The following is an 11,819-nucleotide window of genomic DNA, read 5'->3' as shown; positions in this document are numbered from 1 at the left end:
AGGTTCAAAGAAATGGTCCGGATTGCCCAGTTGTATGGGAGTGGAATTTGTCACCGTCCTCGCTTGACGCTGAACTGGGCGGATAGTGTGAGCGATCCGGTGCACCCGGCCATGCTTGCGAGCCGGTCGCGCACTACTGACCGACTTGACCGGGCGCCCGCTTTGAGGGGGGTGGGGCGCCGCGTGGCCCCCGACGGAGGACACAGACAACCGTGGACGCGCAAGGCCGTGGACGGGCGGAGAACATCGACCCCGCTGACCAGTGGGTGCTCAACCCCCAAACCGGCGACTACGAACTGCGACTGACTCCTTCCTCTGGGCAGTCGTCGGTGCCCGGCCCCCGTCGCGCCGCCCCGCGTGGTGCGGGTCGGCGCGACACGGGCGGCTCGGGCGGCTCCGGCCGCCGCGACGTTCCTCCGCAGCGCAGACGCCGCAGCCCGCAGCCCGCGCAGGACCAGGGCTCCGGCCGGCGGCGCTCGCGGCCGAAGAAGAAGTCGAAGGCCAAGAAGATCCTGCTCTGGACGTCCGGCGGCATGGCCATGGTCGTCCTGGTGGGCGCCGGCGTCGGCTACTGGTACTGGGAGCACCTCAACGGCAACATCACGTCGCAGGACGTGGTCGGCGCCAAGGACGGCTTCGCCAAGGACGAGGCGATCAACATCCTCGTCATGGGCACCGACAAGCGCACCGGCAAGGGCAACGAGGGCTACGGCGACAAGGGCAGCGTCGGCCACGCCGACACCAACGTGCTGCTGCACGTCTCCAAGGACCGTACGAACGCGACCGCGTTGAGCATTCCGCGCGACCTCGTCGTGGACGTGCCGGACTGCCAGGTGAAGCAGAAGGACGGCTCGCTCAAGACCATCAAGGGCACGCCGAACAGCCGCTTCAACACCAGCCTCGGGCAGTCCGACCGCGACGCCGGGTGCGTCATGAAGACCGTCAAGGCGGTCACGGGCATTACCGTCGACCACTTCATGATGGCGGACTTCAACGCGGTGAAGACGCTGTCCAGTGCCGTGGGCGGCGTCAACGTCTGTGTCGCCAAGGACGTCAACGACCCGGACTCGCACCTCAAGTTGACGGCGGGCACGCACAATCTGCAGGGCGAGCAGGCGCTGGCCTTCCTGCGTACCCGGCACAGCTTCGGCAACCAGGGCGACCTGGACCGGATCAAGGTGCAGCAGCAGTTCCTCGGTTCCCTGGCCCGCAAGATGAGTTCGAGCGACACGCTCACCAACCCGCGCAAGCTGACGAACCTCGCCGAGGCGGCGACGAAGGCGCTCACCGTCGACAAGGGCATCGGCAGCCTGAACAGCCTCAAGGACCTGGCCCTTGAGATCAGGAAGGTGCCGCCGAAGAACCTGTCGTTCACCACGGTGCCCGTGATCGACAACCCGGCGGAGCCGACGCCCGTGACCGTCGTCGTGAATCCGACGGCCGGGCCGCCGGTCTTCAACGCGATCAAGAACGACGTGTCCCTCACCGCGACGAAGAAGAAGCAGAAGGAGAAGCAGGAGGCGAAGCTCAAGGGCCCCAAGTCCGCCGCCTCCGAGGTCCGCGTCAACATCTACAACGGCAGTGGCAGGACGGGCGCCGCTCAGGAAACTCTCACGGAACTGCAGAACACTGAGGGCGTACTGAAGTCGAGCCAGATGGGCAACAAGCCGAATCAGGCGAAGACGAGCCTCGAGTACGCGCCGGACCAGGCCGATCAGGCCCGGCGACTCGCGGACATCATGGGCCTTCCGGCGTCCGCGCTGAAGGAAGGCAAGAGCGAGACCAACGATCAGGGGCTGCCGGCGATGACTCTCATCCTCGGCGGTGACTTCAAGGGTGCGGGGACACCCATCGACGGAGCTTCGGCGAAGGCGCCGGACGTCGACAAGACAACAGCGGACAAGGCTGTGTGCGCCAAGTGACCAACCTCGGCCGCCTGTTGACTGTCTAACCAAGTGACAGAGGGCGGTCGAGCCGCTGTCACCTGGCGGGGAGGGCGGGGAGGACATGGGGCGAGGCACCGTGCGCGGGGAGCGCACACGGCCCGCGGAGCGGAGCGCACCACCGGGCCGGTCGGCGGCCGACCGGGCGTGGGACGAGGGTCCGTACGAGGACGAGGACACCGCGGGCCGTGACGCGGACAGCCGGGGCCGCACGGCCCGCGGCCAGCGGCGTGCGGGGGGCCGCCCGCGCCGCCGCAGACGCCGGATACTCCGCTGGGGTGTGGGCGTCCTCGCGTTCCTGATCCTCGGCACGGCCGGCGCCGGCTATCTCTACTACCGGCATCTCAACGGCAATCTCCAGACCGGCAAGCTCAACCTCGGCGAGCACAAGGTGCCCGAGCCGACGCCGAACGCGGCGGGCCAGCGGCCGCTGAACATCCTCCTGATCGGCTCCGACAGCCGGAACACCAAGGAGAACCTGAAGCTCGGCGGGCACAAGCAGAGCGTCGGCTCCGCCCCGCTGGCCGACGTACAGATGCTGCTGCACCTGTCGGCCGACCGCAGCAACATGTCCGTGGTGAGCATGCCGCGCGACACCCTGACCCCGCTGCCCAAGTGCACCGACCCGGACTCCGGCAAGGTGTACGAGGCGACGGTCTCCCGGCAGATGGTCAACTCCTCGCTGGCCCGCGGCGGCCCCGGCTGCACGGTCGCCACCTGGGAGCAGCTGACCGGCATCCACATCGACCACTACATGATGGTCGACTTCTCCGGTGTGGTGTCGATGGCTGACGCGGTCGGCGGCGTGCCGGTCTGCGTCGACGCCAACGTCCTCTCCCGCAACAGCACGGGCGAGGGCTCGGGCCTGAAGCTGAAGAAGGGCACGACGTACGTCAAGGGCGAGCAGGCCCTGCAGTGGCTGCGCACCCGGCACGGCTTCGAGGACGGCAGCGACATCGCGCGCGCCAAGGCGCAGCACATGTACATGAGCGCGATGGTGCGCGAGCTGCGCAAGAACGCGACGTTCAGTCATCCGGGCAAGCTGCGCACGCTCGCCGAGGAGGCGACGACCGCGCTCAGCGTCGACGAGGGCCTCGACACCGTCAAGAAGCTGTACGACCTGAGCAACGAGCTGAAGCAGCCCGAGCCGGACCGGATCACGATGACGACGATGCCGTTCGTGTACGAGGGCGCGCGGGTGGTGCCGAAGGCGAACGCCGCCGACGCGCTGTGGAAGCTGATCCGGGACGACGTCGCGCTCGACGGCAAGGACGAGGAGAAGGACAAGAACAAGGACGGGGAGAAGGCCGGGGAGACGGCGAAGAAGGACGGGGGCGACGAGGAGTCGTCGCAGGACGAGCAGTCCGACGATCCGGCCGCCGCCGACGACAAGATCGCCGTGCAGGTGCGCAACGGGACGCGGACGGCCACGACGCCCGCGACACCAGGCCGGGCCGCGCAGGTGGCACAGGCCCTCACCGCCAAGGGCTTCACACAGACGCTCCCGGACCAGGCGCAGTCCCTCGTCGAGGACAGGACGGTGATCCGCTATCCGTCCACCGATCTGGAGGGCGACGCCCAGGAGGTCGCCAAGTCCCTCGGGATTCCGCTGAGTTCGGTGCAGCAGTCGACGTCCGTGTCCGGGGTGACGCTGATCGTGGGCGCCGACTGGAAGACGGGCACCGACTACCCGAAGTCCGCGGGCGACGGGGACGACGGGGCGAAGAGCGAGGAACCGAGCAAGGCGCTGGACAAGGAGCAGACGCAGAACGGCGCGGACGACTCGAAGTGCATGCAGGTGGAGCAGGGCTACACCTGGTAGCGCGGACACGCCGAGGGCGCGGGAGGTGAACTCCCGCGCCCCACAGGTGAAGTGACGGTCAGTTGGCCGCGGGCTCCGGCCTGACGGCCGGCCGGCGCGAGGCGATGACCTTCTTGGCGAGCGACTTCGGGCTGGTCAGAAAGCCCCAGCCCCACGTCATGTGCATCGTGGCGAGCGCGACGGGGATCTGGGCGCGCGCCTTCAGCGGCAGCCCCTTGCCCGCCGGGATCGAGCCCGCGACGATCGACGCGAGGTACCCGCCGGGGATCACGAAGCCCCACGGGGTGAGCGCGACACCGACCACGACACCGGCCGCGATCGCGCAGACGGCGGTCGGCGGGGCGAGGTAGCGCAGATTGATCGAGCCGGAGTGGAAGCGGGCGACGACGTGCCGCCAGCGGCCGTAGTTCCGGTACTGCTTGGCGAGCTCCCTGACGCTCGGCCGGGGCCGGTAGGCGACCTTCAGGTCGGGCGAGAACCAGATGAGGCCGCCCGACTCGCGGATCCGGAAGTTCAGCTCCCAGTCCTGGGCGCGGATGAACTCCTCGTTGTACCCGCCGAGTTTCTCCAGGACCTCGCGCCGGAAGACGCCCAGGTAGACCGTCTCGGCCTGCTGCGCGGCGCCGCCCGTGTGGAAGACGGCGTTGCCCACGCCGATCTTCGAGGTCATCGCGGCGGCGACGGCCTGCTCCCAGGCGTTGGTGCCCTCCGCGTGCATGATGCCGCCGACGTTCATCGCCCCGGTCTCCTCGATGAGGCGGACGGCGGTGGCGATGTAGCCGGCGGACAGCGCGGCGTGGCCGTCCACGCGGACGATCACCGGGTGGCGGGACGCCTTGATCGCGGCGTTCAGGGCGGCGGGGGTGCGGCCCGTCGGGTTCGGCACCGTGGACACCTTGGGGTGCTCGGCGACGAGCTGCGCGGCGACCTCGTCCGTACGGTCGGTGGAGGGGCCCAGGGCGAGCACGACCTCCATCTCGCCGTCGTACTCCTGCGACAGGATCGCCTCGACGGCCTCCCGCAGATGCCTTTCCTCGTTGAGGATGGGCATGATCACGGACACGGCCGGGGGCTGCGTGACAGAGTTGGCGGTTGCGTTCATCGCGGGTCACGTTACCGCTAATGGGGGACACGGGCGCGCGCCGCTGAGTCGCTGCCGTGGGCAGCAGATCGTATGGGCCTACTGTGCTGGCGTCCCACGCCCACAGTCGCGGAGGTGTCCCCCGGTGCCCACGCCGCCCCGCTCCCCCGACCGTCCGCAACGGCCTTCCCGCCCCCACGGGCAGGCCCGCAGGCCCGGTCGTCCACCACTCAGGAAGAATTCCCGGTGGGCCATGCGGGTGGCGACGGCGCTCTCGGTCACGGTGCTCGCCGCCGCCGGCGTCGGGCACGCGCTCGTCACCGGAATCGGCTCCGGGATCCACCGGATCGACCCCTTCAAGGACATGAAGAACCGGCCCGCCGCGGGCGACGGCATGAACGTGCTGCTCGTCGGCACCGACGGCCGCGACAAGATCAGCGAGGAGGAGCGCCGGAAGTACAAGCTCGGCGGCGCGCCCTGCCACTGCACGGACACCGTGATGATCGTGCACATCTCGGCGAACCACGAGCGCGCCTCGGTCGTCTCGCTCCCCCGCGACTCGTACGCGGAGATCCCCGCGCACACCGACCAGAACAGCGGGGAGAAGCACCACCAGCACCCCGTGAAGCTGAACGCGGCGTACGCGGAGGGCGGGCCGCAGCTGACGCTGCGCACGGTCGAACACATGACGAAGGTGAAGCTCGACCACTATCTGGAGGTCGACTTCACCAGCTTCATGAAGACGGTCGACGAGCTGGGCGGCGTCGACATCTGCACGGACACCCCGCTCAAGGACTCCTACACCGGGCTCGACCTGAGCGCGGGCACGCACCGGCTGAACGGCGGGCAGGCCCTGCAGTACGTGCGGGCCCGGCACATGGACAGCGCGGGCGACCTCGGCCGGATGCAGCGCCAGCAGCGCTTCATGGCCGCGCTGATCTCGAAGGCGACGTCGTCGGGCGTGCTGCTCAATCCGGTCCGGTTCCGCGACGTCGCCAGTACGGCGCTGAGCTCGGTCCGCGCCGACAAGGGGTTCGGGACGGACGAGATGGTGGACCTGGCGCGGGCCATGCGGAACTTCTCGCCATCGTCCTCGGAGTTCACGACCGTGCCGATCGGGAACATGAGCTACCCCGTGCCGAACATCGGCTCGACCGTGAAGTGGGACGACCGGAAGTCCGCCGAGCTGTTCAAGGCGCTGCGTGAGGACAAGCCGCTCGCTCCGCACCGGCCGAAGGCGAAGAAGGCGGCCGTGGTCGACGTCTCACCGAAGGAGATCCGCGTCCAGGTCGAGAACGGGACGATGACCGCGGGCCTCGGCAAGAAGGTCGACTCCGCGCTGAAGGGGACCGGGTTCCGGACGACCGGGGCGCCGGTCAACGCGGACGACCGCACCCAGAAGCGGACGACCGTGCTGTACGACCCCGGGTGGGACCGGTCGGCGAAGTCGCTCGCCGCGGCGTTTCCGGGGGCGGAGATGAAGGCGGTGGACGGGCTGGGGCCGCTGCTGAAGGTGGTTGCCGGGGCGGACTACGAAGGAGTGCGGGCGGTGCGGGCGCAGGATGCGGATCCGGGGTCGTTCGGGGCGGTTACCGGGGATCAGGTGGTGTGCGGGTGAGGTGGGGCGGGTCCGGGGTCGCGGTCTCGGGGCTCTGCCCCGGACCCCGCTGCTCAATCGCCGCAGGGGCTTGAAAGATCGGGGCTCCGCCCCGGGCCCCGCGCCTCAATCGCCGGCGGGGCTTGAATGGGTTGATTGCGCCCGCAGTTCCTTGATGGCGCGGCGGCGGGCCAGGCGGTGCTGGCGGCGGATCTGGGCTTCCTGGTAGCGGCGGCGGTCGCGGTCGGTCTCCGGTTCGACCGGGGGGACCGTGCGGGGCTTGCCGTCCGAGTCGACCGCGGCGAAGACGAGATAGGCCGAGCCGACCTGCTGGGCGGGGGTCGACTCGTTCCAGCGCTCGGCGAGGACCCGCACGCCCACCTCCATCGACGTGCGCCCCGTCCAGTTCACCTGCGCCTTCACGTGCACCAGGTCGCCGACGCGCACCGGCTCCAGGAACGCCATCTCGTCCATCGAGGCCGTCACCGCAGGTCCGCCCGAGTGCCGGCCGGCCACGGCGCCCGCCGCGTCGTCCACCAATTTCATGATCACGCCACCGTGCACCGTGCCGAGGAGATTGGTGTCGTTGTGCGTCATGATGTGCGACAACGTCGTGCGGGAAGCGGAAGTCGGCTTGCCCGGAATATCCGATTCCGCGCCGTGGGCCAGGTCTGTCATGCCACCAACCTTATGCGCGCGCCGATTGTGTTAGCTCTGCAACAGCCCTGGTGCGATTTCACCTCAGGGCTTGTAAGGCACGTATTCGCGCACGGCACACTGAGCCCATGAATGATTGGCCCGACGGGCGGAGCGACAGGCAGGGCGGCGCGGGCCGCGGCGGATACGGCCGCGGCAGCGGCAGCACGCGTCCGGAGGGCGCCCGTGTCATGCGGCAGGTGCAGCGCCCCGTCCCGCAGCAGCCGCCGCCCTCGTACGACGGTGGCGGGTACGACCCGTCGTACGACGACGGGTACAACACGGGCCAGGTCTACGGCCAGCCGAGCGGCCGGGGCCGCGGCCGCGGTCCGGGCTTCGACGACGGCGGCGACTACGGGCCGCCGACCGGCCGCCCGGTGCGGCCCCCGAACTGGGGCAGGCGCATCAAGCGGACCGTCCTGGCCGTGGTCGTCGTGGTGGTCGTCGCGAGCGTCGGCACGTACTTCTGGGCCGACTCCAAGCTGCACCGCGACGTCGACCTGTCGAAGGTCATCAACCGGCCCGAGGCCGGGGACGGCACGAACTACCTGATCGTCGGCACCGACAGCCGTGAGGGCATGTCCGCCGAGGACAAGAAGAAGCTGCACACCGGCTCCGCCGAGGGCAAGCGCACGGACACGATGATGATCCTGCACGTCGGCTCGAACGGGGACACCCTCGTCTCGCTGCCGCGTGACTCGAACGTCGAGATCCCCTCGTACAAGGGCGCCGAGTCCGGCAAGACGTATCCGGCCACCGGCCGCCAGACGAAGCTGAACGCCGCGTACGCGGAGGACGGCCCGACGCTGCTCGTGCGCACCGTCGAGTCCAACACAGGGCTGCACATCGACCACTACGCGGAGATCGGCTTCGGCGGCTTCGCGAGCATCGTCGACGCCGTCGGCGGGGTCGAGATGAACCTGAAGGAGGGCTTCAAGGACAAGTGGTCCGGGGCCGACTTCCAGAAGGGCAAGCAGACCCTGGACGGCCAGCAGGCCCTCGCCTTCGTCCGCACCCGGCACGCCTTCGCCCAGTCCGACCTGCAGCGCACCAAGAACCAGCAGCAGTTCCTCGGGGCGCTCGCGCACAAGGTGTCCTCGCCCGGGACGGTCCTGAACCCGTTCACGCTGTACCCGACGATGGGCGCGGGCCTGGACTCGCTGACCGTCGACAAGGACATGAGCCTGTACTCGCTCGGCAAGATGTTCCTCGCGATGAAGTCCGTGAACGGCGGCGACGGCAAGTCGATGAACATGCCGACCAGCGGCAGCGTCGGCGGCAACCTGCTGTGGGACAAGGCCAAGGTCAAGCAGCTCGTCGACCAGTTCAACAACGACGAGAAGGTCACGGTCTCCAGCGACTGACCGACGCCAGGATGTCTTCATGGCATCCGCTCTCGTTCTCGGTGCCGCCGGTGGTGTCGGCCGGGCTGTCGTGGCCCGGCTCGCCGCCGGCGGTTCGCATGTCGTCGCGGTCGACCTGAGCCCGGCGGTGCGTCAACTTCCCCGTGCTCACGCGGCGTTGGTGGGTGACGCCACCGACGCGGAGGCCGTCGGGCGGGCCTTCGACGCCGCGCCCGAACCGCCCTCGGTGCTCGTACACGCGCTGCTGCACGAACTGCGCGTTTCTCTCGGCGAGTTGACCCCGGCGCAGTGGCACAAGGTCTTCGACGTCGGGCTCGTCTCCGCCTGGCAGGCCGCCGCCGAACTCGTACGGCGCAAGGGCGAGGGGCCCGCGTCCGTGGTCCTCGTCGGCTCGGTGCACGCGCACGGCGCCGCGCCCGACTGCGCCCCGTACGCCGTCGCCAAGGCGGGGCTCGGCGCCCTGGCCCGCGCGGCGGCCACCGAGTGGGGGCCGCTGGGCGTGCGCACGAACGTCGTCGAGCCGGGCTTCGTCCCCGTCGAGCGCAACGCCCACCGCTGGCGCGAGCCCGCCGCACGCGCCCGCACGGCGGCGGACTACCCGCTCGGCCGGCTCTGCTCCCCCGAGGAGATCGCCGACGTCGTCGCCTTCCTGGCCGGACCCTCGTCCTCGTACGTCAACGGGGTCTGCCTGCCCGTGGACGGCGGGTACCTCGCGGCCCTCCCGGAAGCCGGAAAAGGTGATGCGGCGGGGCCCGGCTCCTGACACGCTGCGCCGGTGCATCGCGAAGAGATCTCCCGTATCGCCCATGCCGATCACGCCATCAAGGCCCCGCTCGGCGACGACTCCGTACGCGAGCTGCTGCGCCACGCCCTGCCGCGCGGTGACGAACGCGTCCTCGACCTCGGCTGCGGCCCCGCCGAATGGCTGCTGCGCGCCCTCGCCGCCCGGCCCGGTCTGCGGGCCGAGGGGATCGACCTGGACGAGGGCGCCCTGGCCGAGGCGCGCGAGCGGGCGGAGGCGGCGGGTGTGGGCGACCGGCTCACGCTGCACCACAAGGCGGCCGAGGACTTCGCGCCGGACGAGCCCTTCGACACGGTGCTCAGCGTCGGCGCCGCGCACGCCTTCGGCGGCCTCCTGCCCACGCTCGACGCGGCCCGTGCCCACCTGACGCCGGGCGGCCGGGTCCTGATCGGCGACGGCTACTGGGAGGCCGAGCCCTCCCCCGCGGCGGTGGAGATGCTCGGCGACTTCGCCGACCTGGCGACCACCCTCGACCGGGTCGCGGAGGCCGGCTGGACGCCGGTCGCGGCGCACCTCAGCACCCGGCACGAGCTGGACGCGTACGAATGGTCCTGGCTCGGCTCCGTGGCGAACCACGCTCTCGACCACCCGGACTCCCCCGACAGCGCCGACCTCCTGGACCTGGTCGCCGCCCGCCGCACGGAATGGCTCCGCACCTACCGCCACTCCTTCGGCTTCGCCTGCCTGGTCCTGCGGCGGACGCTGCCCTGACGCCCCCTCCCGGGCTTACGGGCGGGGCGCGCTGTACGGGAGGCGCTGCGGGAAGGTGCGGCCGACGGCGTGCGATCCGTCGCTGGTGAACAGGACGGTCGTCCAGGAGCCGTCGGCGAAACCCAGCTCGTGGGTGTTGTGCTTGATGTCGTTGCGACCGCGCACCCAGGCAAGGCCCTGACGCGGCAGCGACCAGGCCAGTTCCGCACGCGGACCGACCTCGCCCCGCGCGATCCGCCCCTCGACCCGCACCAGGTGGTACGAGGACGTGGCAGGGGTTCTCCAACTTGAGCGGCACGAGGGCGCACCCGCCAACGACCCTCAGTCACCGTGCATCGCCTCGCGCTCCTTGCCGCCGCGGACCAGGGCGTTCACGGGGTTGAGCCGGAACAGCCGGTCGTCGATCTCCCCGGCGCGGGTCAGCAGCCCCGGTGACCCGTCGAAGGCGTTCGGCCGCAGCCGGGCCGGGGGCTGCGGCACCTGCGAGTCGACCTGCACGAGGTGGGCCACGGCCGGCGGCTCGGCACTCTCGCCGGCTTGTACTGCGTCGCTCGATCCTCGTACGAAAGCAGCCCCCGGCGGTGTGCCGGGGGCTGAACAGTTCTGGACCACGCAAGCCCTACTGCGGCAGGTTCCTGGCCATCACGATGCGCTGGACCTGGTTCGTGCCCTCGTAGATTTGGGTGATCTTGGCGTCGCGCATCATGCGCTCGACCGGGTAGTCGCGGGTGTAGCCGTAGCCGCCGAGCAGCTGGACGGCGTCCGTGGTGACCTCCATGGCGACGTCCGAGGCGAAGCACTTGGCGGCGGCGCCCTGGAAGGTGAGGTCCTTGTCGCCGCGCTCCGACTTGGCGGCGGCCGCGTAGGTCAGCTGGCGGGCGGCCTCGATCTTCATGGCCATGTCCGCGAGCATGAACTGGATGCCCTGGAAGTCGCCGATCGGCTTGCCGAACTGCTTGCGCTCCTGGACGTAGCCCTTGGCGTAGTCGAGGGCGCCCTGCGCGACACCGAGCGCCTGCGCGGCGATGGTGATGCGGGTGTGGTCGAGGGTCTTCATCGCGGTGGCGAAGCCGGTGCCCTCGGCGCCGATCATGCGGTCGGCGGGGATGCGGACGTTGTCGAGGTAGACCTCGCGGGTCGGCGAGCCCTTGATGCCGAGCTTCTTCTCCGGGGCGCCGAAGGAGACGCCCTCGTCGGACTTCTCGACGACGAAGGCGGAGATGCCCTTCGAGCGCTTCTCGGGGTCCGTGACCGCCATGACCGTGTAGTACTCGGACTCGCCGGCGTTGGTGATCCAGCGCTTCACGCCGTTGAGCACCCAGGAGTCGCCGTCGCGCACGGCGCGGGTCTTCATGCCCGCCGCGTCCGAACCGGCGTCCGGCTCGCTCAGGCAGTACGAGAACATGCCCTCGCCCTTGGCCAGCGGGCCCATGTACTTCTTCTTCAGCTCCTCGGAGCCGGAGAGGATCACGGGGAGGGAGCCCAGCTTGTTCACCGCCGGGATCAGGGAGGACGAGCAGCAGACGCGCGCCACCTCCTCGATCACGATGACCGTGGCGAGCGCGTCGGCGCCCGCGCCGCCGTACTCCTCGGGTACGTGCACGGCGTGCAGGTCCGCGGCGACGAGCGCCTCGAGGGCCTCGCGCGGGAACCGCGCCTCCTCGTCCACCGCGGCGGCGAACGGGGCGATCTTCGCCTCGGCCAGCGAACGGATCGTGTCACGGAGCATGTCGTGCTCCTCGGACGGGCGGTACAGGTCGAAGTCAGCCGATCCGGCCAAGGTCTCTCACGCTCCAAGCCACG

The 11,819-nt window shown here is 70.2% G+C and carries 11 protein-coding genes; 6 read left to right on the top strand and 5 right to left on the bottom strand.

Annotated features, from left to right (window positions below):
• Positions 1–212: 212 nt before the first annotated feature.
• Positions 213–1,922 (top strand): LCP family protein, encoded by a 1,710-nt coding sequence (locus ACY34M_RS26635; protein ID WP_462721046.1) that lies wholly within the window; start codon positions 213–215, stop codon positions 1,920–1,922.
• A gap of 85 nt (positions 1,923–2,007) precedes the next feature.
• Complete coding sequence (locus ACY34M_RS26630; protein WP_462721045.1) at positions 2,008–3,765, top strand: LCP family protein; 1,758 nt, start codon at positions 2,008–2,010, stop codon at positions 3,763–3,765.
• 58 nt (positions 3,766–3,823) lie between these two features.
• Here the strand turns inward: ACY34M_RS26630 and ACY34M_RS26625 are convergent, their stop codons facing one another.
• The gene (locus tag ACY34M_RS26625) at positions 3,824–4,867 is read right to left on the bottom strand and encodes a glycosyltransferase family 2 protein (RefSeq protein ID WP_462721044.1); all 1,044 of its coding nucleotides are present in this window, start codon (positions 4,865–4,867) and stop codon (positions 3,824–3,826) included.
• Positions 4,868–4,991: 124 nt separating this feature from the next.
• Here ACY34M_RS26625 and ACY34M_RS26620 point away from each other — a divergent pair, with 124 nt between their 5' ends.
• Complete coding sequence (locus ACY34M_RS26620) at positions 4,992–6,464, top strand: LCP family protein (RefSeq protein WP_462721043.1); 1,473 nt, start codon at positions 4,992–4,994, stop codon at positions 6,462–6,464.
• 105 nt (positions 6,465–6,569) lie between these two features.
• Here ACY34M_RS26620 and ACY34M_RS26615 read toward each other — a convergent pair whose 3' ends face one another.
• The gene (locus ACY34M_RS26615) at positions 6,570–7,121 is read right to left on the bottom strand and encodes an acyl-CoA thioesterase (RefSeq protein WP_462721042.1); all 552 of its coding nucleotides are present in this window, start codon (positions 7,119–7,121) and stop codon (positions 6,570–6,572) included.
• A 107-nt stretch (positions 7,122–7,228) separates the two neighbouring features.
• Here ACY34M_RS26615 and ACY34M_RS26610 point away from each other — a divergent pair, with 107 nt between their 5' ends.
• The 3 genes from ACY34M_RS26610 to ACY34M_RS26600 are packed head-to-tail and all read left to right on the top strand — an operon-like array spanning position 7,229 to position 10,016.
• On the top strand, positions 7,229–8,503 hold the full coding sequence (locus ACY34M_RS26610; RefSeq protein WP_462721041.1) for an LCP family protein: 1,275 nt from the start codon (positions 7,229–7,231) through the stop codon (positions 8,501–8,503).
• Between the two features lie 19 nt (positions 8,504–8,522).
• Positions 8,523–9,266 carry an SDR family NAD(P)-dependent oxidoreductase gene (locus ACY34M_RS26605; RefSeq protein WP_462721040.1) on the top strand — a complete coding sequence of 248 codons (744 nt, stop codon included), beginning with the start codon at positions 8,523–8,525 and terminating at the stop codon, positions 9,264–9,266.
• A gap of 12 nt (positions 9,267–9,278) precedes the next feature.
• Positions 9,279–10,016 (top strand): SAM-dependent methyltransferase, encoded by a 738-nt coding sequence (locus tag ACY34M_RS26600; RefSeq protein ID WP_462721039.1) that lies wholly within the window; start codon positions 9,279–9,281, stop codon positions 10,014–10,016.
• A 15-nt stretch (positions 10,017–10,031) separates the two neighbouring features.
• On the opposite strand, the gene ACY34M_RS26595 is transcribed toward ACY34M_RS26600, so the two are convergent.
• From ACY34M_RS26595 to ACY34M_RS26585, 3 genes are all read right to left on the bottom strand, one after another.
• Positions 10,032–10,331, bottom strand: a complete 300-nt coding sequence (locus tag ACY34M_RS26595; protein ID WP_462721038.1) for a hypothetical protein — start codon at positions 10,329–10,331, stop codon at positions 10,032–10,034.
• Positions 10,332–10,337: 6 nt separating this feature from the next.
• Positions 10,338–10,526, bottom strand: a complete 189-nt coding sequence (locus ACY34M_RS26590; protein ID WP_462721037.1) for a hypothetical protein — start codon at positions 10,524–10,526, stop codon at positions 10,338–10,340.
• Positions 10,527–10,635: 109 nt separating this feature from the next.
• On the bottom strand, positions 10,636–11,796 hold the full coding sequence (locus tag ACY34M_RS26585) for an acyl-CoA dehydrogenase (RefSeq protein WP_462721036.1): 1,161 nt from the start codon (positions 11,794–11,796) through the stop codon (positions 10,636–10,638).
• Positions 11,797–11,819: the final 23 nt, after the last annotated feature.

The sequence above is a fragment of the Streptomyces sp. EDA2-14 genome, assembly GCF_054963755.1.
The sequence above is the reverse complement of the archived record's forward strand: the minus strand, read 5'-3'. Positions and strand labels throughout refer to the sequence as shown.